General features: G+C 65.1%; 25 protein-coding genes. 16 read left to right on the top strand and 9 right to left on the bottom strand.

Features of this window, described 5'->3' with window-relative positions; all coding sequences use genetic code 11:
• The first annotated feature begins 72 nt into the window (after positions 1-72).
• The 3 genes from AUP43_RS14165 (at position 73) to AUP43_RS14150 (ending at position 2,749) form a co-directional block, all read left to right on the top strand.
• Complete coding sequence (locus AUP43_RS14165; RefSeq protein WP_067558392.1) at positions 73-1,251, top strand: vWA domain-containing protein; 1,179 nt, start codon at positions 73-75, stop codon at positions 1,249-1,251.
• A 222-nt stretch (positions 1,252-1,473) separates the two neighbouring features.
• On the top strand, positions 1,474-1,872 hold the full coding sequence (locus tag AUP43_RS14155) for a type II toxin-antitoxin system death-on-curing family toxin (protein WP_067558385.1): 399 nt from the start codon (positions 1,474-1,476) through the stop codon (positions 1,870-1,872).
• A gap of 40 nt (positions 1,873-1,912) precedes the next feature.
• A complete protein-coding gene (locus tag AUP43_RS14150) occupies positions 1,913-2,749 on the top strand; it encodes a lytic transglycosylase domain-containing protein (protein WP_067558381.1) in 837 nt (278 codons plus the stop codon).
• Positions 2,750-2,823: 74 nt separating this feature from the next.
• Here AUP43_RS14150 and AUP43_RS14145 read toward each other — a convergent pair whose 3' ends face one another.
• Both AUP43_RS14145 and AUP43_RS14140 read right to left on the bottom strand, forming a co-directional pair.
• On the bottom strand, positions 2,824-4,038 hold the full coding sequence (locus AUP43_RS14145) for an NADP-dependent isocitrate dehydrogenase (protein ID WP_067558378.1): 1,215 nt from the start codon (positions 4,036-4,038) through the stop codon (positions 2,824-2,826).
• A gap of 95 nt (positions 4,039-4,133) precedes the next feature.
• The gene (locus AUP43_RS14140) at positions 4,134-4,718 is read right to left on the bottom strand and encodes an LOG family protein (protein WP_067558375.1); all 585 of its coding nucleotides are present in this window, start codon (positions 4,716-4,718) and stop codon (positions 4,134-4,136) included.
• A 185-nt stretch (positions 4,719-4,903) separates the two neighbouring features.
• Here AUP43_RS14140 and AUP43_RS14135 point away from each other — a divergent pair, with 185 nt between their 5' ends.
• Positions 4,904-5,371, top strand: coding sequence for a c-type cytochrome (locus tag AUP43_RS14135; RefSeq protein WP_067558372.1), 468 nt, complete (start codon positions 4,904-4,906; stop codon positions 5,369-5,371).
• Here AUP43_RS14135 and AUP43_RS14130 read toward each other — a convergent pair.
• Positions 5,368-6,093 (bottom strand): cytochrome b/b6 domain-containing protein, encoded by a 726-nt coding sequence (locus tag AUP43_RS14130; RefSeq protein ID WP_232315180.1) that lies wholly within the window; start codon positions 6,091-6,093, stop codon positions 5,368-5,370. The two genes, AUP43_RS14135 and AUP43_RS14130, sit on opposite strands and share 4 nt — an antisense overlap.
• Positions 6,094-6,211: 118 nt before the next feature.
• Between AUP43_RS14130 and AUP43_RS14125 the strand changes: the two genes are divergently transcribed.
• Positions 6,212-7,396, top strand: a complete 1,185-nt coding sequence (locus tag AUP43_RS14125) for a LysM peptidoglycan-binding domain-containing protein (RefSeq protein ID WP_067558369.1) — start codon at positions 6,212-6,214, stop codon at positions 7,394-7,396.
• Between the two features lie 18 nt (positions 7,397-7,414).
• On the opposite strand, the gene AUP43_RS14120 is transcribed toward AUP43_RS14125, so the two are convergent.
• On the bottom strand, positions 7,415-7,888 hold the full coding sequence (locus AUP43_RS14120) for a hypothetical protein (protein WP_067558366.1): 474 nt from the start codon (positions 7,886-7,888) through the stop codon (positions 7,415-7,417).
• Positions 7,889-8,064: 176 nt separating this feature from the next.
• Between AUP43_RS14120 and AUP43_RS14115 the strand changes: the two genes are divergently transcribed.
• The 5 genes from AUP43_RS14115 (at position 8,065) to AUP43_RS14100 (ending at position 12,012) form a co-directional block, all read left to right on the top strand.
• Positions 8,065-8,748 carry a phosphatidylserine decarboxylase gene (locus tag AUP43_RS14115; protein ID WP_084462821.1) on the top strand — a complete coding sequence of 228 codons (684 nt, stop codon included), beginning with the start codon at positions 8,065-8,067 and terminating at the stop codon, positions 8,746-8,748.
• Positions 8,749-8,764: 16 nt separating this feature from the next.
• Positions 8,765-9,649: a CDP-alcohol phosphatidyltransferase family protein gene (locus AUP43_RS14110; RefSeq protein ID WP_067558361.1), complete on the top strand. Its 885-nt coding sequence runs from the start codon at positions 8,765-8,767 to the stop codon at positions 9,647-9,649.
• A 4-nt stretch (positions 9,650-9,653) separates the two neighbouring features.
• Positions 9,654-10,292 (top strand): CDP-alcohol phosphatidyltransferase family protein, encoded by a 639-nt coding sequence (locus tag AUP43_RS14105; protein ID WP_067558359.1) that lies wholly within the window; start codon positions 9,654-9,656, stop codon positions 10,290-10,292.
• Positions 10,293-10,439: 147 nt separating this feature from the next.
• Complete coding sequence (locus AUP43_RS19080) at positions 10,440-11,414, top strand: hypothetical protein (protein WP_157089362.1); 975 nt, start codon at positions 10,440-10,442, stop codon at positions 11,412-11,414.
• Between the two features lie 67 nt (positions 11,415-11,481).
• Positions 11,482-12,012: a hypothetical protein gene (locus AUP43_RS14100; RefSeq protein WP_067558356.1), complete on the top strand. Its 531-nt coding sequence runs from the start codon at positions 11,482-11,484 to the stop codon at positions 12,010-12,012.
• Between the two features lie 37 nt (positions 12,013-12,049).
• Here the strand turns inward: AUP43_RS14100 and AUP43_RS14095 are convergent, their stop codons facing one another.
• Positions 12,050-12,916: a class I SAM-dependent methyltransferase gene (locus AUP43_RS14095; protein ID WP_067558353.1), complete on the bottom strand. Its 867-nt coding sequence runs from the start codon at positions 12,914-12,916 to the stop codon at positions 12,050-12,052.
• 402 nt (positions 12,917-13,318) lie between these two features.
• Here AUP43_RS14095 and AUP43_RS14090 point away from each other — a divergent pair, with 402 nt between their 5' ends.
• The 4 genes from AUP43_RS14090 to AUP43_RS14075 are packed head-to-tail and all read left to right on the top strand — an operon-like array spanning position 13,319 to position 16,017.
• Positions 13,319-14,155: a MotA/TolQ/ExbB proton channel family protein gene (locus AUP43_RS14090; protein WP_198154916.1), complete on the top strand. Its 837-nt coding sequence runs from the start codon at positions 13,319-13,321 to the stop codon at positions 14,153-14,155.
• Positions 14,136-14,567 carry an ExbD/TolR family protein gene (locus AUP43_RS14085; protein ID WP_067558350.1) on the top strand — a complete coding sequence of 144 codons (432 nt, stop codon included), beginning with the start codon at positions 14,136-14,138 and terminating at the stop codon, positions 14,565-14,567. Before AUP43_RS14090 ends, AUP43_RS14085 begins: the two co-directional genes overlap by 20 nt.
• An 8-nt stretch (positions 14,568-14,575) precedes the next feature.
• The gene (locus AUP43_RS14080; protein ID WP_067558346.1) at positions 14,576-15,034 is read left to right on the top strand and encodes an ExbD/TolR family protein; all 459 of its coding nucleotides are present in this window, start codon (positions 14,576-14,578) and stop codon (positions 15,032-15,034) included.
• The gene (locus AUP43_RS14075; RefSeq protein ID WP_067558343.1) at positions 15,031-16,017 is read left to right on the top strand and encodes an energy transducer TonB; all 987 of its coding nucleotides are present in this window, start codon (positions 15,031-15,033) and stop codon (positions 16,015-16,017) included. The genes AUP43_RS14080 and AUP43_RS14075 overlap by 4 nt, the downstream gene beginning before the upstream one ends.
• Positions 16,018-16,022: 5 nt before the next feature.
• Here the strand turns inward: AUP43_RS14075 and AUP43_RS14070 are convergent, their stop codons facing one another.
• From AUP43_RS14070 to dctP, 4 genes are all read right to left on the bottom strand, one after another.
• The gene (locus AUP43_RS14070) at positions 16,023-16,406 is read right to left on the bottom strand and encodes a response regulator (protein WP_067558340.1); all 384 of its coding nucleotides are present in this window, start codon (positions 16,404-16,406) and stop codon (positions 16,023-16,025) included.
• A 150-nt stretch (positions 16,407-16,556) separates the two neighbouring features.
• Entirely contained in the window at positions 16,557-17,867 is a 1,311-nt protein-coding gene (locus AUP43_RS14065; RefSeq protein WP_067558337.1) for a TRAP transporter large permease, read from the bottom strand.
• Entirely contained in the window at positions 17,864-18,382 is a 519-nt protein-coding gene (locus AUP43_RS14060) for a TRAP transporter small permease subunit (protein WP_067558334.1), read from the bottom strand. The genes AUP43_RS14065 and AUP43_RS14060 overlap by 4 nt, the downstream gene beginning before the upstream one ends.
• A 110-nt stretch (positions 18,383-18,492) precedes the next feature.
• Positions 18,493-19,494: a TRAP transporter substrate-binding protein DctP gene (gene dctP / locus AUP43_RS14055; protein WP_067558331.1), complete on the bottom strand. Its 1,002-nt coding sequence runs from the start codon at positions 19,492-19,494 to the stop codon at positions 18,493-18,495.
• Between the two features lie 179 nt (positions 19,495-19,673).
• Here dctP and AUP43_RS14050 point away from each other — a divergent pair, with 179 nt between their 5' ends.
• Both AUP43_RS14050 and AUP43_RS14045 read left to right on the top strand, forming a co-directional pair.
• The gene (locus tag AUP43_RS14050) at positions 19,674-20,294 is read left to right on the top strand and encodes a glutathione S-transferase family protein (RefSeq protein ID WP_067558328.1); all 621 of its coding nucleotides are present in this window, start codon (positions 19,674-19,676) and stop codon (positions 20,292-20,294) included.
• 82 nt (positions 20,295-20,376) lie between these two features.
• On the top strand, positions 20,377-20,826 hold the full coding sequence (locus AUP43_RS14045) for a Tat pathway signal sequence domain protein (RefSeq protein ID WP_067558325.1): 450 nt from the start codon (positions 20,377-20,379) through the stop codon (positions 20,824-20,826).
• Positions 20,827-21,068 lie beyond the last annotated feature (242 nt).

Below are 21,068 nucleotides of genomic sequence, written 5' to 3'. Positions count from 1 at the left end.
TCCCCCCTTGCGGGGGAGGGCCGGGGTGGGGGATATCCCCCGACGGGTGGGGAGCACTTCGGAGCGCACGCCATGTTCGTGACTTTCTTTCTCGAACTGCGGCAGGCCGGCGTGCCGGTCTCCTTGCGCGAATATCTGACGCTGCTGGAAGGCGTCAAGGCGGGCGTCGCCAATTATTCCGTCAATGATTTCTATTATTTCTCCCGCACGGCGATGGTGAAGGATGAGCGCCATCTCGACCGGTTCGACCGTGTATTCGGCCATGTCTTCAAGGGGCTGGAACTGCTGGACGAGGCGTTCGGCGCGCGGATTCCCGAGGAATGGCTGCGCAAGCTGGCCGAGCGCCATCTGACCGACGCGGAGAAGGCGCAGATCGAGGCGCTGGGCGGCTGGGACAAGCTGATGGAGACGCTGCGCCAGCGTCTGGAGGAGCAGAAGAAGCGCCACCAGGGCGGCAGCAAATGGATCGGCACCGCCGGCACCTCGCCCTTCGGCGCCTATGGCTATAATCCCGAAGGCGTGCGCATCGGCCAGGAGGGCAACCGCAATTTCCGCGCGGTGAAGGTGTGGGACCAGCGCGATTACCGCAATCTCGACGACCAGGTGGAGCTTGGCACGCGCAACATGAAGGTCGCCCTGCGCCGGCTGCGCCGCTTCGCCCGGCAGGGCGCGCCGACCGAGCTGGATCTCGACGACACCATCCGCTCGACCGCCCACAATGCCGGGCTGCTCGACCTGAAGATGCGCCCGGAACGGCACAATGCGGTGAAGCTGCTGATCTTCTTCGATGTCGGCGGTTCGATGGACGGCCATATCCGCGTCTGCGAGGAGCTGTTTTCCGCCGCCCGTGCCGAGTTCAAGCATCTGGAATATTTCTACTTCCACAATTGCCTGTATGAGCGCGTATGGAAGGACAACATCCGGCGCGGCGTCGACAAGATCCCGACATGGGAGGTGCTGCGCACCTACCCGGCGGATTACCGCGTGATCTTGGTCGGCGACGCCTCGATGAGCCCATACGAGATTTTCCACCCCGGCGGCTCGGTCGAGCATTGGAACGAGGAGGCGGGGGCGGTATGGATGCAGCGCCTGCTGGCGACCTACCAGCGCGCCATCTGGCTGAACCCGGTCGCCGAGGGCCGCTGGCCCTGGCTGGAATCGATCCGCTCGATCCAGCAGCTCATGGCGGGCCGCATGTTCCCCCTCACGCTCGACGGCCTCGACCGCGGCATCCGGGAACTGAGCCGGTAGCTGTGGTGCCGCAGCCGCACAAAGAAATCTGGCGATGCAACCCTTTGGCGCTTATATTAGCCCTATGAGCAATTCGATCCGTAAAATTCCGGCCAAGCCCGCCGAGTCTCTGGCTTCCTCCAATAAGATTGAGGGGGGAGATACTGACGTCCGTGAAGAGGTCAAGAAGGCAACGGAATGGGTCATGCGGCGTTATGAGCAGACCCTCAAGGCGCTAGCCAAATGACTGAGCCGGTATGGCTCAGCCTCGCAGAAATACTCTATATCCACGAGCAATCGATTGCCGGCTTTGGCGGTCTTGACGGTTTGCGCGACGAAGGGTTGCTGCAATCTGCGATCGCACGACCACAACAGCTCTTTAGCTATGGCGAGCCGCCGCCCGATCTGGCGGACCTCGCCGCGGCGCTGGCGACGGGGCTGGCTAAAAATCATCCTTTTCTGGATGGCAACAAGCGTACCGCTTTCATGGCGGCGGCTGTCTTTCTGAGCGTTAACGGACTGTATCTCGATGCCACCGAGGCCGAGGCGGAAGAAATGATGGTGGCTGTTGCTTCCGGCAGTGTGGAGGGACCTGCCTTTGCTGCTTGGCTGCGGGAAAGGTCTCGTTCACTGCCGGCCTAACCCCCACCTTGGCACGCGGGTTGCTTCTATGCCCGGTGCCATGAAGAATCTGATCCCCGCTCTCATCCTGCTCGCCGTCCTGGCCTTGCTGCCGGGCGGGGCAAGCGCCTTGCCCGCGCCGCCCGGCGATATGGCCGATATGTGCGGCAGCGCCATCGCCACGCAGGAGCGGATGAAGGGAATTCCGAAGAATCTGCTGCGCGCCGTCGGGCTGGCCGAGTCCGGCCGGTGGGACACCAAGGCGGGGCAGGGGGTGCCGTGGCCCTGGACGGTGAATGCCGAGGGCGAGGGCAATTATTACCCGACCAAGGCGGCAGCAATTGCCGCCGTGCGCAAGCTGATGGCGCGCGGCGTGAAATCCATCGATGTCGGCTGCATGCAGATCAACCTCTATTGGCACCGCGACGCCTTCGCCTCGCTGAGCGAAGCGTTCGAGCCGGAGCACAATGTCGCCTACGCCGCCGATTATCTGAGCCGGCTGAAGGAGGAGCGCCGCACCTGGCAGTCCGCCGTCGGCTACTATCATTCCGCCACGCCGGAATTCAATAATCGCTACCGCACCAAGGTGCTGAGCCTGTGGAACGGCGTGCGCGACGGGAATTTCGCCGAAATCGAGCAGAATCTCCGCTTCCCCGAGCCCTCGCGCGTGGCGGCGTTGCGCAGCCAGCCGACCATGATGCCGGAATGGGCGAAGCAGGGCGGCGCCGGCCTGACCGCCGGCTCCGCGCCGCGCGCGCCCTCCAGGGCGGCACCGAATGCGCAGCTCGGCCGGGATAGGGCCGTCACGTCGGGCGGCATGGCGCTGAACACCTATCGCACCCGCGCGGTCCCCACGGCGACGCGCTATACGCCGCAGCCAAACCCGCTGGAGCGCTAACGCCAGCGCGCTCACACGAAAAGGGCGCCGGCCGAAGCCGACGCCCTTTCGGGTAGCCGAAAAAGGGGCAGGCCTCAGCCCATCGCCTTCTGCAGGTTCTGGTCCAGCTTGTCGAGGAACTGGTTGGTGGTCAGCCAGGGCTGGTCCGGGCTGATCAGGATCGCCAGATCCTTGGTCATGTCGCCGGCTTCCACCGTGTCGATGCAGACCTTCTCCAACGCGGCGGCGAACTTCGCCACTTCCGGCGTCTCGTCCATCTTGGCGCGGAAGGAAAGGCCGCGCGACCAGGCGAAGATCGAGGCGATCGGGTTGGTCGAGGTCTCCTTGCCCTGCTGGTGCTGGCGATAGTGACGGGTCACCGTGCCGTGCGCGGCTTCCGCCTCGACGGTCTTGCCGTCGGCGGTCATCAGCACCGAGGTCATCAGACCCAGCGAGCCGAAGCCCTGGGCCACGGTGTCGGACTGCACGTCGCCATCATAGTTCTTGCAGGCCCAGACATAGCCGCCGGACCACTTCATGGCGCAGGCCACCATGTCGTCGATCAGGCGATGCTCGTAGGTCAGCCCCTTGGCCTTGAACTTGGAGGCGAAATCGGCGTCGAACACTTCCTGGAACAGGTCCTTGAAGCGGCCGTCATAGGCCTTCAGGATGGTGTTCTTGGTCGACATATAGACCGGCCAGCCGAGATCCAGGCCGTAATTGAAGCAGGCGCGGGCGAAATCGCGGATCGAATCGTCCAGATTATACATGCCCATCGCCACGCCGCTCGACGGGAAGTCGAAAATGTCGAACTGCTGGGCCGGGCCGCCATCGGCCGGCTGGAAGGTCATGGTCAGCTTGCCGGGGCCGGGCACCTTGAAGTCGGTGGCGCGGTACTGGTCGCCGAAGGCGTGACGGCCGATGACGATGGGCTGGGTCCAGCCCGGCACCAGGCGCGGCACGTTCTGGCAGATGATCGGCTGGCGGAACACGGTGCCGCCCAGAATGTTGCGGATTGTGCCGTTCGGCGACTTCCACATCTTCTTCAGGCCGAATTCCTGCACCCGGTCCTCGTCCGGGGTGATGGTGGCGCACTTCACGCCCACGCCGTACTGCTTGATCGCATTGGCGGAATCGATGGTGACCTGATCGTCGGTCTTGTCGCGGTACTCGACGCCGAGATCGTAATACTTAAGGTCCACATCCAGATAGGGCAGGATCAGCTTGTCCTTGATCATCTGCCAGATGATGCGGGTCATCTCGTCGCCGTCGAGCTCGACGATCGGGTTCTTTACCTTGATTTTCGCCATGCGTTTTCTCCTGGTGCCGACGCGTGTGCCCCCACGCGCCTTGAATAATCGCCGCGCACCTTATCAGGCCGCCCGGATGGTGCAAGAGCCGCCCGTCAGCGCCATTTGATTTCCGGCCCCGGAATCTCCACCGGCGCGCGCTCCAGCGCCTCGAACAGGGTTGGCAGGTCGGGCACGAACTCCATCAGCGCGCGGTGAATCGGGTTCACGAAGCCGGCGCCGATCATATGCTCGATCAAATGCTGCAAGGGCTGCCAGTAGCCTTCCACATCGACCACGATCACCGGCTTGTCGTGCAGCCGCAACTGCTTCCAGGTGACGATCTCGAAGGTTTCGTCCAGCGTGCCCAGCCCGCCGGGCAGAATGGCGAAGGCGTCGGCGCGGTCGAACATGATCTGCTTGCGCTCATGCATCGTCTCCACCACGACCAGCTCGGTCGCGCCGCCATGCCCGACCTCCAGCTTCATCAGATGGTTGGGGATGATGCCGACCACTTTGCCGCCAGCGGCGATGGCGGCGTCGGCCACTTCGCCCATCAGCCCGACCTTGCCGCCGCCATAGACCAGGTCGATGCCGCGCCGGCCAAGCTCCGTCCCCAGCTCGCGGGCGGCTTGCTTATAGGCTTCGGGAACGCGGCCGGAAGCGCCGCAATAGACACAGAGGGAACGGATGCTTGTCATGGCGGGGCATATCGCATCGGGGAGGGCGCAGGTCAACTGCGGTTTTGCGACCATCACATTTCCGTGTGGCCGCTTTGAATGTCATTCAAGCGCCGTTTACCGCCAGCCGGATTCGCGCGATGCTCTGCACGTTTTTGCCTGCCGACAGCGCGGTAGCCAGAGGTTCACCAGAGGGGGAAACCCATATGCGCAAAGCGTTGCTTTCCATCGCCGCCGGCCTGTGCGCCGCCGGCATCGTCGCCGGGGCCGCGATGGCGGCCGACATGAAGCCGGACGATTCGTTGAAGTATCGCCAGGGCCTGTTCAAGGCGCTGGCCTGGCAGCTCGGCCCGGTGGTCGGCATGGCCAAGGGCGAGGTGCCGTTCAATAACGAGCAGCTCGCGCTTCGGGCGTCCAACATGAACGCGATTTCCAAGATGCTGGCCGAGGGGTTCCCGAAAGGCAGCGCCGATGGCGAGATCGCCGGCAGCAAGGCGAAGCCGGAGATCTGGATCAGCGCGGCCGACTTCGAGGCCAAGCTGATGGCGTTGCAGACCGCCACGGCGGCGCTGGCGGCCGATGCCGGCAAGCTGTCGCAGGGCGATCTGGGCAAGCATGTCGCGGCCATCGGCGGCAGCTGCAAGGGCTGCCACGACAGCTACCGCAACCGCTAGCCGACCCAGCCGGGCAGCCGCTCGACCAGAAGATAGACCGCCCCGGCGGCGATCAGCAGGGCAAGGCCGGCCAGCCACACGCTGGCCGGCTTTTCCATGCCCATTCCGGGCGGCAACGCCTTACGCCCCGTGATCATCGCGCCGACCAGATTTTCGCGCTTGTAGAGATGGTAGAAGGCGATGGCCGCCAGGTGCAGCGCCACCAGCGCGATCAGCACCCAGATGTTCCAGGCGTGGATATTGGTGGCGAGGCTGCTGACCCAGCCCGGCGCGAGGCGGGCGAGCGGGCCTTGGGTGAGGATGGCGTCGTCGGCGAACAGCCCGGTCGCCGCCTGCACCAGCGCGGCGGCCAGCAGGGCGACGACCGACAGCGCGCCCAGCGGGTTGTGGGTCGCATAGGGCCTGGCCCGGCGCTCGCCCAAACCTCCCATGTAGGACAGCACGGCGCGCGGCCCGGCCAGGAAGCTGGCGAAGCGCGACGGCGGGCTGCCGAACAGCCCCCACATTATGCGGAAGCCGATCAGCGCCAGGATCGCGTAGCCGAAACGCATGTGCCACGTCTTGTCGATGCCGCCGAACTCGCCGGTCCAATAGGCTCCCACGATGGCCCCGGCCAGCAGCCAGTGGAACAGCCGGGTGGGGATGTCCCAGATCCGCTGGAAGACCCGTTGGCGCGTTGTGTCGTTCCGCTCCGCCATCTCGATGCCCTCGCTGTGCCGCATTGCGGTGATGTTGCCACGATCGGGCGGGCGGGCAAGTATTCTAGTTCAATTGCACTGGGACGGGAGGCGTTATAGGGTGTGAACCCCTGGCACTCCTATGGGATTTGGTCCGCAAAACATGCTCGGACGTCCATTCATCATCGGCGCTATCGGCGTCATCGTCGTCATCGTTGCGATTTTGCTGAACTTCCTGCTGACGTCGGACGAAGCGCCGCAGCAGGCGGCCGCGCCAGCCCCCGCACCGAAGACCGAGAGCGTGGCACCCGGCACGCCGGCCGCGCAAGCCCCGGCCGTCGCCAAGCCGGAGGCCCCGGCGCAGACGCCGACCCCGAAAGCGCCCAGCTTCGACGTGGTGCGCGTCAACCCGAAGGGCGACGCGGTGATCGCCGGCCGCGCGGAGCCGAACGCCAAGGTACGGGTGATGGATGGCGACCGGCTGATCGGCGAGATCCAGGCCGACCAGCGCGGCGAATGGGTGCTGCTGCCCAAGGAGCCGCTGGCCCCCGGCAGCCGGCAGCTCAGCCTGGAAGCCGACATGCAGGACGGCTCGAAGAAGAATTCCGACGATATCGTGGTGCTGGTGGTGCCCGAGGCGCAGAAGGACATCGCCGGCCAGCCGACGGACAAGCCGCAGACACCGCTGGCGATGATCGCCCCGCGCGATGGCAGCGGCCCCTCGACCGTGCTGCAGGCCCCCACAGCGCCGCCCGCCAACGCCTCCAGCGCCGCGCCGGCCGCCAGCGCGCCCGCCAGTACCCCCACCAGCGCGCCCAGCAATGCCCCGGCCACGCCGACGCCGGCTCCCGGCCGGCCGGCGCAGGAGGTGGTGACGGTGCCCTCCGGCGGCGGCGAAAATCTGCCGGTGACGCTGGATGTGGTGGATTACGACGACAAGGGCGAGATCATCTTCAGCGGCCGGGCCGAGCCGGGCGACAAGGTGCGGCTCTATCTCGACGATAAGCTGCTGGGCGACACGGTGGCCGACGATAAGGGCCGCTGGCGCTTCCAGCCGCAGACCAGCGTGCCGACCGGCCCGCATCAGCTTCGCGTCGACAAGCTGGCGCCCGGCGGCAGCGTGGTGGCCCGCATCGAGCTGCCCTTCCTGAAGTCGGAGCCGCTGTCCAACGCCCTGTCGGACCGGGTGGTGGTGATTCAGCCGGGCAATAATCTGTGGCGCATCGCCCGTCGCACCTATGGCGAGGGCCAGTCCTTCACCGTGATCTACGCCGCCAACAAGGACCAGATCCGCGATCCGGACATGATCTATCCCGGCCAGGTATTCACGCTGCCCCGAGTCAACTGAGCCAGGGCGAAGCGATCATCAGGCCGGGGCGGTCGATTTGTCGGGGGTGCTGAGCCGCGCCATGCCGTTCAGGCTGTGCCGCAGCCGCGCCAGGAACAGCGCTGCGGTCGCCATCAGCCGGGCCGGGGTGGCCGGGCCGTCCAGCGTCAGGGCGGCGTCGAGCCGGATGCGCTGGCGCGGATCGACGGTCAGGCGCGAGGGCGCCAGCTTCTTGATCTCGTTCAGCGCGCGCAGCAGCGCGCCGCGCCGGTCTGGCGATTCCTTGGTGTAGGGCAGGATGCCGATCAGCGCTTCCAGATGCAGGTAATGCTGCCCGTCCTGCACCACCAGCCCGCCCAGATAGGTGATGCCGTCGCAATCGAAGGCGAAGCGCACCGGCCGTTCGCCGCTGGGCGCGCCGCTGCCGGCATCGGCCAGGCGGGCGAAGCTGATCAGGTCGAATTCCTCGGGGCTGTGCGAGAGCAATTCGAGAAAGGGAGCGGTCGATTCCATCAACATCTTGCGATAGCGCCGGGATCATTAGGGCGAGTTGGCACTTACAATAATGCCGCGCCGCCCCTAATAAAGGGTTAAAGCGCGGTATTTTGCACAAGGGCTGCCGCGGTGTATTCTCCCTGGCCCCGTCGCAGGCTGTCTGTCGGGGACAAACGAAAGGAAGAGCCGTCTTGCTGAAAACAATCTTCGTGCCGATCGTCCGTGAGGGCTGGCCGATCATCGCCATTTTCGTCGTCGGCGCGCTGATTCTCTTTTCCCTGTCCGATTTCCTGGGCTGGGTGGGCGTCGTCCTGACGCTGTGGTGCGTCTATTTCTTCCGCGATCCGGAGCGTGTGACCCCGACCCGCGCCGGGCTGGTGATCAGCCCGGCCGACGGCGTGGTGTGCTTCGCCGGCAAGGCGGTGCCGCCGGCCGACCTCAATCTCGGCGACCAGCCGATGGAGCGCATCAGCATCTTCATGAACGTGTTCGACGTGCATGTTAACCGCGCCCCGGTCGACGGCAAGGTGACGCATATCGCCTACCATCCCGGCAAGTTCCTGAACGCCTCGCTGGACAAGGCGAGCGAGCAGAATGAGCGCCAAGGCATCGTCATCACCCAGGCCGACGGGACGCGCGTCGGCAGCGTGCAGATCGCCGGGCTGGTGGCGCGGCGCATCGTCTGCCGCGTCGCCGAGGGCCAGTCGCTGCGCGCCGGCGAGCGCTATGGGCTGATCCGCTTCGGCAGCCGGGTCGATGTCTATCTGCCGGCCGGCACCGCTTCCTTCGCCGTTCTGGGCCAGCGCACGGTCGCCGGCGAGACGGTGATCGCCGACCTCGCCTCGACCGAACCCAGCCGCCTGGGCGAAATCCGCTAACGTTAAGGACGCACATATGAGGCGCTATCGCCGCACGCCCCGCCTGAAGGGTCTGTCGATCAACCGGCTGATCCCGAACATGCTGACCATCCTGGCGCTGTGCGCCGGGCTGACCGGCATCCGCTTCGCGCTGCTGGGCCAATGGCACGAGGCGGTGGCGGCCATCGTCATCGCCGCCGTGCTGGACGGGCTGGACGGGCGCATGGCGCGGCTGCTGAAGGTGACCAGCAAGTTCGGCGCGGAGCTGGATTCGCTGTCCGACTTCCTCAGCTTCGGCGTGGCGCCGGGCATGGTGCTGTATATGTGGTCGATGAACGGGCTGCCCGGCATCGGCTGGGCGGTGGTGCTGTTCTTCGCCACCTGTGCGGCCCTGCGCCTGGCCCGCTTCAACACCAAGCTGGGCGACCCCGACCTGCCGGCCTACGCCTATAACTACTTCTCCGGCGTGCCGGCGCCGGCCGGGGCGGGGCTGGCGCTGCTGCCGATGGCGCTGTCCTTCGATGGCGGGCCGGCCTTCTTCTCCAGCCCCGGCTTCGTCGTGGTCTGGACCCTGCTGGTCGGGCTGGCGATGGTCAGCACCATCCCCACCTTCTCCGGCAAGAAGATGCGGATTCCGCAATCCTTCGTGATACCGGTGCTGATCGTGGTCGGCCTGCTGGTCGCCGCCCTGGTGAACGCCCCCTGGCAGACCCTGTCGGTGCTGGGCGTGCTCTACCTGATCGCCATTCCGCTCAGCATCCGCTCCTATCTGCGCCTGAAGCGCGAGGCGGAAAACCTGGCCGAGGCGCACGCCGCCGACATGGCGGCGGACCCCGCCACCGACGTGGCCCATACGCCCCCGGCCAGCCCGCCAGCCAGCCCGCCAGCCAGTCCCCCGGCCAGTCTGGTCGAAAAGCCTTAGCCCCATGCTGGATGCGGCGCTGCGGCGGCTGATCGCGGCACCGCTGGAGCGGGCAGGGCGCTTTCTCGCCGACAGGGGCGTCGCCGCCGACGCCATGACAATCATAGGATTCGCGGTCGGGATGCTGGCCGTGCCGGCGCTGGCGTGCCAGCATTACGGCCTGGCGCTGGCGGCGATCCTGGTCAACCGCCTCGCCGACGGGCTGGACGGCGCCATCGCCCGCCAGGCTGGCCAAAGGGGCGGGCAAACAGCCGGGTCGACCGATCTGGGCGGCTATCTCGACATCGTGCTGGATTTCCTGTTCTACGCCGCCGTGCCGCTGGGCTTCGCGCTCGCCGACCCGGCGGCGAACGCGCTTGCGGCCTGCGTGCTGCTGGCCAGCTTCATCGGCACCGGCGCGTCCTTCCTCGCCTATGCCGTGCTGGCGGCAAAGCGCGGCCTGCAGACCGAGCGGCGCGGCCGCAAATCCTTTTACCATATGGGCGGCCTGGCGGAGGGCACGGAAACCATCCTCGCCTTCACCGCCTTCTGCCTGCTCCCCGCCTGGTTCCCCGCACTCGCCTACGGCTTCGCCGCCCTCTGCGCCCTGACGATTCTGGGCCGCATCGCGCTGGCGTGGCGGGAGTTTGGGGGAGAGCGGTAGGGGGCTTGGATAATCTGATCAAGATAGAGCCACTCTATAGGCAACTCCGCTTATGAAATGTACCGGTCCGCCTAACCTTTGTCTAACGTTGTGGCGGCCAAAGATATGTCATGTTATTCGATGATCAAGGTTGGGGGGGGGCATTGAATGCAGAATGATCGTCGGCAGTTTTATATCTACGACCTTGAAATCGGCGCGAGGAAGGAAGGCGCGTCCATTCCCACTATGGACGATTTGGTTCCGATTTTTCAGAGGATGAAGGATACTGGTCGGACGTATCCTATTCGCGCCGATTCTGCGACGATGTTGATAGGGGATATTCACATTAATGCCACTCAGAAATTCATCACGCTACTTGTTCGGCTATCCGATAAGACAGCGCCGAACAGTGTTACATCCGACCCAACGGCAGGTATTTTTAACGTTCACGCAAAAGGCCCGAACCAAGGCGCGGACTTCGCTTGCCATGTCCTGATTTCTACAGCGCAAGAGCAGGGCTTTCCCAACGTCTATACGTGCGCTATTGAGCGCGTCGCTGGCGTCGCCTCGAGCCTAGTGCAACGCTTGTTGTCCAAATTGCTGAGTTTTGAGTTCAAAGACGACCCAAAGTCCTTTTTGTATCCGCATCCGGCAGGTGGCTTGACCCGTCAAGGTTCGCCGCGAACCGCCCGCTGCTGCCCACATATCGAACTACGTGGCCGACCCTCTGACACGTTAATCGACGACATAAACAACGGCCAGATCACCGGTATTTCCCTTGTCAGAGCAGAGGCAGTGGCTCCGGTGGCTGGAGCAGCGTATCTTACGAAGAAAGAAACGGAACTGCGCCTTCAGGTCGACAAGAACAATCTTCCAATCAAGCTTTGGCAATCATTGCGCGCGGCATTTAAATTAAATGCAGAGAACTATGGGGTTGCTAGAGTAAGCTACAAAATTCCTGGGAAAAATAGATCAGTTACGGTTGAAATAGATGCAAGAACCGGGAACCCTTTGGAGGAAATGTATGTGAAATCGTTCGACGTAACAAACATATCTCCGTTCCTAGATCACTCTGCTATGCAGATAGTCGTTCATTTCCGGGATATGGCAATCCCGGAGTTCTTAGCTAACCGGGCGATATAAGGTGCTAAAACAGCTTATATATGAACTTAGTCGGGGTTTTGCCTATCGACGCATATCGCATGGCGAAATGCGGACCTACACAACATGGCTTCCGCTGGCCCTAACGATCTTTGCCGTTTTGTTTTATGCTTTGCTGCCGGCAAAGCCTACGCTTGTCGGTACAGAAGGTCTTGTCGAAAGCCTGCTGACACTCGTTTCCACGCTGCCCGGCTTCTATTTCGCTGGTCTTGCGGCGGTCGCCACGTTTGGCAGCACGACAATGGACCATGAAATGCCAGCGCCCGCGCCTGAAGTGGAAATGCGAGTACGCGGGCAACAGGTGCCGGTCAAGCTGACCCGGCGATTGTTCCTGTCATACCTATTTTCGTATCTTGTTATCCTATCGTTTGGCTTGTGCTTTGCGCTCATGGCCATCAATGCATTCGCGTCATCTATTGACGTATTCCAAGCTGCGATAGGTTGTTGGACGGGCGTGGCGTGGCCGTGGCTGATTTTGAAAGGCGCAGTCGGCTTTGTTTTGACGTTCTTGTTCGCTTCGATGGTTGTTTCAACGCTTCACGGTGTGTTCTTCCTAACGGAGAAAATTCATCAACCCTGAGATATGACTGATCTACTTTCTGCTAGTATCTATATCGTCAGTTTTGCCGCTTATCCCCCGCCGCATACCTCACATGAACCGGCAGCCGGTAATCATCGCCCTCGCGGTAGGGTTCGAGCCGCCGCCTGATCGCGGTTTCCAGGGCCTGTTTCTGGGCGTCGGTGGCCTCGGCGTAGCGGCGGCCCAGCATCATGTCGAGGTTGGCGCGCCAGAACGGTTTGTCGCCGGGGGCCTTGCGGGCGGTCTGGAGGGCTTCTTCGCGCACATTGGCGAAGCCGGCCTGGTGCATCAGGCGCTGCACGGCCCCGGCCTCGCCCTGGATGAAGGGCAGGGCGAGGAAGTCTCTTTCGTCCGAGGCCCTTTCGTGCGGGATCAGGGTTTCGATGGCGGCTTCCAGCGTCACCGCGAACAGGGCATTGTCGGCCAGCGGTCCCCAGACCATGAAGGCGGCGCGGCCGCCCGGCTTCAGCACCCGCAGCGATTCGCGCAGGGCCTTCAGCGGGTCGGGGAAGAACATCAGCCCGAAGCGGCAGGTCACCCGGTCGAAGCTGGCGTCGGGGAAGGGCAGGGCCTCGGCGTCGGCGATCTCGAAGCCGATATTGGACAGGCCGGCGGCCTTGGCGCGGCGGCGGATGCCGGCCATCATCGCCGGGGCGAGGTCGGTCGCCAGCACCTGTCCGCCGGGGCCGACGCGCTTCGCCGCGCTCAGCGCCGGCTCGCCGGCACCGGAGGCCAGGTCGAGCACGATCATGCCCGGCTCCAGCCCGGCCAAGTCGAGCAGCGGGTCGTTGAAGCGGCGCGACATCTCCTCCAGCTCGTCGGCGCGGCGGTCCCAGCCCTCGCCGCGCTCGGTCCAGGCCTGTTTCTGCCACTGCTTGAAGGAATCCGCGCTGCGCTGCACCATGAGGCTCCTGTCGATTCGCGTTTCGTGTGACGATAACAGCCGGGCTGCGGCGATGCACCACATGCCGCAGAGAGGCAGTGTCTCACCATGGAATTCTTGACTGCGGGATCGGCCTGTCTACCTGCCTGTCACCCCCGGGCTTGACCCGGGGGTCCAGGAGCGGTGCCCTGCCTGTAACGTCACGGAACGCGGCCCCTGGATTGCCGGGTCAGGCCCGGCAATGACAAGATGATGAAATGACACGATGGTGAACAGGAAGGCCGGAGGTCAAACCGATACACTGCCCGCAGAGAGCAGACCTGCAGAGGTTGCATTGCAATCAACTCGCAATCTCACTATCATCCGCGCGCCGACGGATTCGACGCCCTCGGCGACCGCTGACGATTCGCATCGCAAGGCAGGATGATGAACGAGACAACGCCGCCGACCGCCGCCCCGACGGCACCGTCCACCGGGCCGTCCACCGCGCCGTCCACCGGGCCGCTTCCCGCCGACGCCGCTGTCGCGCCGCTGCCGGGTGCCGATGTGGGGGCCGATATGGTCGAGCCGCCCTTGAGCGCCATGGACCAGGCGCTGGGGCTGATCCATGCCGGCGGGCCGGTGGTGATCATCCTGCTGGTTCTGTCGGTGATCGCGCTGACCATCGTGCTGCTGAAGCTGTTCCAGTTCGCCTCGATGCGGGTCGGCAGCCGCGGCTTCATCGCCAAGTCGGTGGCGCTGTACCGCGCCGGCCGCCCGGCGGAGGCGCTGTCGGTGCTGAAGGGCGTGCGCAACCCGATCGCCGAGGTGATGGCGGTCGCCATCGACGGCTTGCGCCACCGCGTCGATCCCGATGCGGTGCGCGAGGAGGCCGGGCGCATCGGCATGGCGCGCATCGAGGGGCTGCGCTCCTACCTGCGCGGGCTGGAGGTGATCGCCTCGCTGAGCCCGCTGCTCGGCCTGTTCGGCACCGTGATCGGCATGATCGAGGCGTTCCAGCAGATGGAAGGGGCGGGGGCCAACATCAATCCGGCGATCCTGTCCGGCGGCATCTGGGTGGCGCTGCTGACCACGGCGGTCGGCCTGGCCGTCGCCATTCCCGCGGTGGCCGCGCTGAACTGGATCGAGCGCACCATCGACAGCCTGGCGCACGACATGGAGGATGCGGCGACGCAGATCTTCACCGCGACCCAATTCGCCTCGATGAAGGAGCGGGAGCCGGCCTCCTTCCGCGCCGCTCATGCTCAGCCAGCCGAATAGCGGCCTGATCCCGCGTCAGCGCCGCCGCCGGCAGCTCATCAGCCTGACGCCGCTGATCGATGTCGTCTTCATCCTGCTGATCTTCTTCATGCTGGCCTCCAGCTTTCTCGACTGGCGCTCGATCTCGCTTGGCACCCCGGCGCAGGCCACGGCGGCCAGCAGCTCCATGGAAGGCGCGCTGCTGATCCGCGTGCTGGCCGATGGCGGGCTCGACCTGTCCGGCGAGCGGCTGGACGAGGCGGGGGTGCAGGCGCGCCTGGCCTCCGCCGTGGGCCGCAAGCCCGACCAGCGCGTGCTGGTGCAGCCCGCCGCCGGCGTGCGCATGCAGCGCGCGGTGGCGATTCTCGATCTGGTGACGGCGGCCGGCATCCGCGACGTCTCGCTGATCCGCGACAGCCGGGCCGGCGGCTAGGACCTATCATGCGCTTCGCCCGCAAGACCGGAAGCCCGTTCAACCGCCGCCCCGCGCGCCAGCGCGAGGAAGGCGACGAGGGGGTGATTCCGCTCATCAACATCGTCTTCCTGCTGCTGATCTTCTTCATGCTGGCCGGCAAGCTGACGCAGGCGGACCCGTTCCAGGTGACGCCGCCGCCCTCGGCCTCCACCGATCTGCCGGAGGCGGTGCCGAACACCATCCTGGTCGGCGCCGACGGGCAGCTCGCCTTCGCCGGCAAGCCGGTCGAGCTGGAGGCGCTGGCCGAGGTGCTGGCCGGGGAGGTGAAAACCCAACAGCCGATGGCGGAAGACGCGCCGCCGCTGCGGCTGAAGGCGGATCAGGAGGCCGATGCCGGGCGGGTCATCCAGGTGATGGAGACGCTGCGCGCGGCGGGCGTCGAGAAGCTGCTGCTGCTGACCTCGGTGCGGGAGAGCGGTTCATGAGCGCCGTCGATATGGGCTTCGCGCCGGTGCGGACGGAAATGTCCGGGCGCATGAAGGTCGCCGCCATCGTGCTGTCGATCGCTATTCATTCCAGCGGATTGCTGTTCTTCCTGAACGAGGAGCCGCCGAAATCCGGCGCGGTCGCCGCCGGGCTGGGCGGCATTGAGGTCGATCTCGGCCCGGCCGGCGGCGCGCCGGGCGGCCAGGTGAAGGCCGTCGAGGCCAGCGAGAGCGTCAGCGAGGTGCGGGAGTCCACTGTCGCCAGGACCGTCGAGGCGACCGAAACGGTGAAGCCGGTGACGGAGACCGTGCCGCAAGCGCCGGTGCAGCCGGTCGAGACCGTGCAGCCGGTCGAGACCAAGCCGGTGGAGTCGGTCAAGGCGGCCGAGCCGATCATCGCCAAGGCGGTGGAGCCGGTGCGGCAGATCGAGCCGGTGCCGCCCGCGCCGGTCAAGCCGACGCCGCCCCGCCCGCAGGTCGCCAAGGCCCCGCCGCCGCCGAAGGCGCAGCCCGCGGCCCAGCCGGCCGCCCAGCCGAACACCGCCGCGACCGCCCAGGACCAAGCGCCGGGCAGGCCGACGGAAGGCGAGCGCACCGGCGAATCCAGGACGTCCGGGGCCGCCGGCCAGTCCGGCAACAAGACCAGCCAGGGGGCGGGCAACCAGAACAACACGGCGGGCGGCGGCATGCCGGGCTCGTCGAAGGATTATCTGGCGCTGGTCCAGGCCTGGCTGGAGCGCCACAAGGAATATCCGCGCCGCGCCCAGCTGCGCCGCATCGAGGGGCAGGTCACCGTCCGCTTCGTGATGGACCGCGAGGGCAATCTTTTGTCCTTCAAGCTGGAGCGCGGCTCCGGCTTCGATATCCTGGACAATGAGGCGAAGGCGATGGTGCAGCGCGCCTCGCCCTTCCCGCCGCTGCCCGCCGAGATGCAGCAGGCGCAGCTCGAACTGGTGGTGCCGGTCTCGTTCTTCCTGCGCTAAGCCGATTATTCGGGGACGGCGAGGCTGCCGAGCAGGCGGCGCAGCTCGGCCACGCGCACCGGCTTCTGCACCACGCCGGCCATTTGCAGCCCGTGGGCGTCGCCCAGCCGGTGCGCGGCGGCCATCATCTTGCTGTCGAAACCGCTGATGATGAGAATCTGCGCCTGGCATTTCTTCTCGGCCAGGAAGCGGATCATTTCCACCCCATCCATCGACGGCATCGCCAGATCGAGCATGATGACCGTGGGATCGAGCGCCTCCAGCGCGGCCTGGAACGCTTTGGGGTCGGCGGTGGCGGCAACTTCGTAATTCTCCCCTTCCGCCACCTTGCGCACGAATTCCCCGATTGCCGGATCGTCGTCGATCAGGAGCAGGCGGTTGGCGGGCATGTCAAACTCCGTTCCGCGTTGGCGACAAAAACCTCTGCAAGAGAGGGCCGGAAGACGATCCGGCCGGTTGCAGTTCAGAGAGGGAAAATACGGCCAATCCGCCCTATTGTCCCCCTCCATCACATAACCAGAAGTTATAAACTTCCCTCCTCACCCTCCCATCAGCGTGTCCGGCAGCCAAGTGGCGATTTCCGGAAAGATGCAGAGGATGATGATGGCCACCACCATACATAGCATGAAAGGCAGCGCGCCCTTCAGGATTACCGGCAGCCTGACATCAGGCACGATGCCGTTGATGACGAACAGATTGAGGCCGACCGGCGGGGTAATCAAACCCAGCTCCATGTTGATCGTCAGAATGACGCCGAACCAGATCGGATCGAACCCGGCATTCACGATGATCGGCAGCAGGATCGGCGTGGTCATCAGGATGATGGCGGCCGGCGGCAGGAAGCAGCCGGCGACCAGCAGCAGGATGTTCACGAAGAACAGCAGCACCCAGCGGTTGATCTCCAGCGCGCCGATATATTCGGCGATGGACTGGGTGACATACAGGCTGGACAGCATGTAGCTGAACAGCACCGAGGTGCCGATGATCATCATGATCATCACCGATTCCCGCGTCGTGTCGCGCAGGATGTGCCACATATCCCCCGGCCGCCAGATCTTGTAGATCACCACCACCATGATCAGGCAGAGCAGCGCGCCCACGCCGGCCGCTTCCGACGGCGTGGCGAGGCCGCCATACATGGCGTAGATCACGCCGACGATGATCAGCAGGAACGGGCCGATCTTCGGCAGCGATTCGATCTTCTCCTTGAAGCTATAGCTCTGCCCGGCCGCCGACATGCCCTCGCCGCGCTTCCAGCACAGGAACCAGGCCCAGATCATGAACAGGCTGGTCAGCATGATGCCCGGCAGCACGCCGGCCAGGAACAGCCGGCCGATGGAGGTTTCCGAGGCGATGCCGTACAGGATCATCGTCACCGAGGGCGGGATCAGGATGCCCAGCGTGCCGCCCGCCGCGATGGCCCCGGTGGCCAGGTCGGCGGAATAGCCGCGCCGCCGCATCTCCGGTATGCCCATCTTGCCGATGGCCGCGCAGGTGGCGGGGGAGGAGCCGGTCATCGCGCTGAACAGCGCGCAGGCCCCCAGGTTGGAGATCACCAGGCTGCCCGGCACGCGGTGGAACCAGCGGTTCAGCGCCTCGTACAGATCCGAGCCGGCGCGGCTGGAGGCGACGGCGGCGCCCATCAGCACGAACATCGGGATCGAGACCAGGGTGAAGTCGTTCAGCCCGCCGAACATCGTGTCGGCCAGGAACTGGAGGGCGTAGAAGCCGTCGAAGATGACCAGGAAGACGACGGTGACCAGCCCCAGCGCGAAGGCGACGGGCATGCCGGTCGCCAGGAACAGCACGGTCACCAGCCCGATCAGCAACCCGATGGACAATTCGCTCATAGCCGCGTCTCCGGCGTCATGCCGAAGGGCATGTCGCGGCCCGTGGCGAGGCAATAGATATCGGCGATATATTGCAGCGTCAGAACGCCGAAGCCGATCGGCATGGCGGCGTAGTAGATCCACAGCCGGGCGCGCCAGATCGAGCTGGTCAGCCAGTTGCCCTCATAGGCTTCCAGCCACCACACCACGCTGTCCCACAGCAGCACGGCGCAGAAGATCAGCGCCAGGCTGGAAGCCAGCAGGGCCAGCCAGATCCGCGCCTTGTGCGGCAGATAGAGCGGCAGCAGATCGACGTTCACATGCCCGCGCGTCAGCAGCACATAGGGGCTGCCCATGAAGGTCGCGGCGACCAGGATGAAGGTGACGAACTCGCTCTGCCAGATGGCGGATTCCTGCAATACGGTGCGCACGAAGATCATCTGGCAGACGATCAGCACCGCCATCAGGATCATCAACGCCGCCGCAACGCCGCACGCCCGGGACAGGGCGGCCACGGCGCGAACATACACGTCCATGAAGTCTCCCGTTGTCTCTTCTTATGAAGCGGGTCGTCCCCCGGCCCCCGCGCCGACTGCAGCCGGCCGGCGGGCAGGGAACGACCCGTTGGTCCTTGCCTCTGGGCGGCTTATTCGACCGACAGCGCCATGTCGATCAGCTTGCCGCCATTTTTCACCTTCTCGGAGAAGGTCTTGTAGGAGGTCTTCTTGGCCACCTCGCGCCAGGCGGCGGCCTGCTTGTCGGACATGGTGACGACCTTCACGTTATTCTTCTCGAAGGCCTCGATCATCTTGTCGTCGAGCTTCTTGCTCTCGCTAGCGAAATATTCCTCGGACTTCTTCGACGCCTTCATCAGCGCCTCCTGCTGCGGCTTGGTCAGCCGCTCGAAGGAGCGCTTGGACATCAGCACCGGCTCGTACATGAACCACAGCGCGTTGTCGCCCGGCGCGGTCACGCAGGAGAGCTGCTCATACAGCCGGAAGGACACGAAGCTGCCGGTCGAGGTGTCGGTGGCGTTGGCGACGCCGGTCTGCAGCGCGTTATAGACCTCGTTCGACGGGATCGAGACGATCGACGCTCCGGCGCCGGCCCACATCTCCGCGAAGGTGGCGCCGGCGGAGCGGGCTTTCAGCCCCTGCACGTCAGCCGGCTCCAGAATGCACTTCTCCTTGCTGCCGAACGCGCCGGCCAGCCAGGCATCGGCCAGCACGATGACGCCGGCATCCTCGATCACCTTCTTGATTTCCTGCATGAAGGGCGAGCCGTTCAGGCGCGCCGCGTGCTCATGGCTCTTCACCAGGCCCGGCATCAGCGTGGCGCCGAATTCCGGGTGCCGGCCGCTGGCATAGTCGAGCGGGAAGGCGGTGATGTCGATCTGGCCCTTCAGCATGGCCTGCCACTGCTCGTTCGCCTTCACCAGCGACGCGCCCGGATAGACCTTGATGTCGAGGCCGACATTGGCGGCCGCGACTTCGCGCGCGATGATCTGCACCATCTCGTCGCGCACGTCGCCCTTGCCGCCGGGGAACTGGTGCGAGGCCTTCAGCTCGACGGCCATGGCATCCTGGCCGACCATCGCGGCCATCGCCACGCCGGCAAGCGCCATCCATTTGAAACTACGGTGATACATGCGTTTCTCCCAGGGTTGCATAGGTCTTCATCGACCTTTTCAAGACGCGAAGTATGGGAGAAACCCTGCGCGGCTACAATAGTTTGAATGCCGGCCTGTTCTTCGGCGGTGGCGCTTGTCTTCTCCGGCGCGCGGGGGCAGGCTGGCCGGCAAAGAGAATGACGAAAGGGCGAGGAAACATGTTGCGGCTCTGGGGACGGTCCAATTCCATCAATGTGCAGAAGGCGATGTGGTGCGTCGCGGAGCTCGGCCTGCGGTGCGAGCGCATCGATGCCGGCCGCGAGTTCGGCCGGAACAAGGAAGAGTGGTTCCTGAAAATGAATCCCAACGGGCTGGTGCCGGTGATCGACGATCGCGGCTTCATCCTGTGGGAATCCAACGCCATCGTGCGCTACCTGGCGGAAACCTACGACCAGGGCGGGCTCTGCCCGGACGATCCGAAGCTGCGGGGACAGGCCGGGCAATGGATGGATTGGGCCAGCTTCTCGCTGGGCGGGCCGATGACCACCGTGTTCTGGCAATTGATCCGCACGCCTGACGAGCAGCGCGACCGGGCCGCTTTAGACAAGGCGGCGGAGAGCTGCCGCGGCTTCTATGCGCTGCTCGACCGCCATCTGCAGGGCCGTGACTATATGCTGGGCGAGCGGCTGACGATGGCCGACATTCCGGTGGGGGCGTTCACCCATCGCTGGTACGCGCTGGACGTGCCGCACGGGGATTTTCCGGCCCTGCGCGCCTGGTACGAAAAGCTGCGGCAGCGCGACGGCTTCAAGGCGCACGTAATGTTGCCGCTTTCTTGAGCTGCGATTGACTTGCAATTGGTGAAGGTTCGCGCCACAACGGGCCGGACGTGTCGCCCGGGAACAGAAGTGAGGAACGATCATGCCGACGATTGGGAAATTCCTGTCCACCGCCGCAATCCTCGGCCTGGCGCTGGGCGCCGCCGTGCTGCCGGGACAGGCGCAAGCCCAGGCCGCGGGGGCCGGCACCATCGCCATCGAGCTGAACAAGCTTGAGGACCAGCCGAACGCCTGCCGGGCCTATATGCTGTTCGAAAATCCCAGCCAGACCAATTTCAACGAATTCCAGCTCGATCTGGTGCTGTTCGACACCAACGGCGTGATCGCCCGCCGCCTGTCGCTCGACGCCGCCCCGCTGCGCGCCGACAAGACCAGCGTGAAGTTGTTCGACATCGTGGGCCTGACCTGCGACCGCATCAGCCGCATCCTGCTGAACGACGTGCTGTCCTGCGCCGACGACAGCGGCAAGCGCACCGACTGCGTGAAGCTCATCCAGCCCTCCACCCGCGTCAGCGCGAAATTCTCTAAATAAGGGCGGGGTCCGCTTTCTCTCCCGTCATGGATCGGACGTGATTCGACCATCCAGCGAACGGCGTTGTGCGGCTGGACCCTCGGGTCAAGCCCGAGGGTGACGGTCGGGGGGAGGAGCAGACGGACTGGGAGGGCGGGACTGCCTCGGTGTGACGGCAAAGGCCTCGTCGTGACGGCATCGCACGGGCGATGACTCCCCCTCCATCCGTCATTCCCGGCCTTGTGCCGGGAATCCAGGGTTCA

The organism is Oceanibaculum pacificum (assembly GCF_001618175.1).
GTDB lineage: Bacteria > Pseudomonadota > Alphaproteobacteria > Oceanibaculales > Oceanibaculaceae > Oceanibaculum > Oceanibaculum pacificum.
Note: the sequence above shows the minus strand (reverse complement) of the source record. Positions and strands in the feature narration are given on the sequence as shown.

What these genes read in the sequence shown, in the direction of transcription:
- AUP43_RS14165 (WP_067558392.1), top strand. Translation starts at nt 73, where the DNA reads ATGTTCGTGACTTTCTTTCTCGAACTGCGGCAGGCCGGCGTGCCGGTC.
- AUP43_RS14155 (WP_067558385.1), top strand. Translation starts at nt 1,474, where the DNA reads ATGACTGAGCCGGTATGGCTCAGCCTCGCAGAAATACTCTATATCCAC.
- AUP43_RS14150 (WP_067558381.1), top strand. Translation starts at nt 1,913, where the DNA reads ATGAAGAATCTGATCCCCGCTCTCATCCTGCTCGCCGTCCTGGCCTTG.
- AUP43_RS14145 (WP_067558378.1), bottom strand. Translation starts at nt 4,038, where the DNA reads ATGGCGAAAATCAAGGTAAAGAACCCGATCGTCGAGCTCGACGGCGAC.
- AUP43_RS14140 (WP_067558375.1), bottom strand. Translation starts at nt 4,718, where the DNA reads ATGACAAGCATCCGTTCCCTCTGTGTCTATTGCGGCGCTTCCGGCCGC.
- AUP43_RS14135 (WP_067558372.1), top strand. Translation starts at nt 4,904, where the DNA reads ATGCGCAAAGCGTTGCTTTCCATCGCCGCCGGCCTGTGCGCCGCCGGC.
- AUP43_RS14130 (WP_232315180.1), bottom strand. Translation starts at nt 6,093, where the DNA reads ATGCGGCACAGCGAGGGCATCGAGATGGCGGAGCGGAACGACACAACG.
- AUP43_RS14125 (WP_067558369.1), top strand. Translation starts at nt 6,212, where the DNA reads ATGCTCGGACGTCCATTCATCATCGGCGCTATCGGCGTCATCGTCGTC.
- AUP43_RS14120 (WP_067558366.1), bottom strand. Translation starts at nt 7,888, where the DNA reads ATGGAATCGACCGCTCCCTTTCTCGAATTGCTCTCGCACAGCCCCGAG.
- AUP43_RS14110 (WP_067558361.1), top strand. Translation starts at nt 8,765, where the DNA reads ATGAGGCGCTATCGCCGCACGCCCCGCCTGAAGGGTCTGTCGATCAAC.
- AUP43_RS14105 (WP_067558359.1), top strand. Translation starts at nt 9,654, where the DNA reads ATGCTGGATGCGGCGCTGCGGCGGCTGATCGCGGCACCGCTGGAGCGG.
- AUP43_RS19080 (WP_157089362.1), top strand. Translation starts at nt 10,440, where the DNA reads ATGCAGAATGATCGTCGGCAGTTTTATATCTACGACCTTGAAATCGGC.
- AUP43_RS14100 (WP_067558356.1), top strand. Translation starts at nt 11,482, where the DNA reads ATGCGGACCTACACAACATGGCTTCCGCTGGCCCTAACGATCTTTGCC.
- AUP43_RS14095 (WP_067558353.1), bottom strand. Translation starts at nt 12,916, where the DNA reads ATGGTGCAGCGCAGCGCGGATTCCTTCAAGCAGTGGCAGAAACAGGCC.
- AUP43_RS14090 (WP_198154916.1), top strand. Translation starts at nt 13,319, where the DNA reads ATGATGAACGAGACAACGCCGCCGACCGCCGCCCCGACGGCACCGTCC.
- AUP43_RS14085 (WP_067558350.1), top strand. Translation starts at nt 14,136, where the DNA reads ATGCTCAGCCAGCCGAATAGCGGCCTGATCCCGCGTCAGCGCCGCCGC.
- AUP43_RS14080 (WP_067558346.1), top strand. Translation starts at nt 14,576, where the DNA reads ATGCGCTTCGCCCGCAAGACCGGAAGCCCGTTCAACCGCCGCCCCGCG.
- AUP43_RS14075 (WP_067558343.1), top strand. Translation starts at nt 15,031, where the DNA reads ATGAGCGCCGTCGATATGGGCTTCGCGCCGGTGCGGACGGAAATGTCC.
- AUP43_RS14070 (WP_067558340.1), bottom strand. Translation starts at nt 16,406, where the DNA reads ATGCCCGCCAACCGCCTGCTCCTGATCGACGACGATCCGGCAATCGGG.
- AUP43_RS14065 (WP_067558337.1), bottom strand. Translation starts at nt 17,867, where the DNA reads ATGAGCGAATTGTCCATCGGGTTGCTGATCGGGCTGGTGACCGTGCTG.
- AUP43_RS14060 (WP_067558334.1), bottom strand. Translation starts at nt 18,382, where the DNA reads ATGGACGTGTATGTTCGCGCCGTGGCCGCCCTGTCCCGGGCGTGCGGC.
- dctP (WP_067558331.1), bottom strand. Translation starts at nt 19,494, where the DNA reads ATGTATCACCGTAGTTTCAAATGGATGGCGCTTGCCGGCGTGGCGATG.
- AUP43_RS14050 (WP_067558328.1), top strand. Translation starts at nt 19,674, where the DNA reads ATGTTGCGGCTCTGGGGACGGTCCAATTCCATCAATGTGCAGAAGGCG.
- AUP43_RS14045 (WP_067558325.1), top strand. Translation starts at nt 20,377, where the DNA reads ATGCCGACGATTGGGAAATTCCTGTCCACCGCCGCAATCCTCGGCCTG.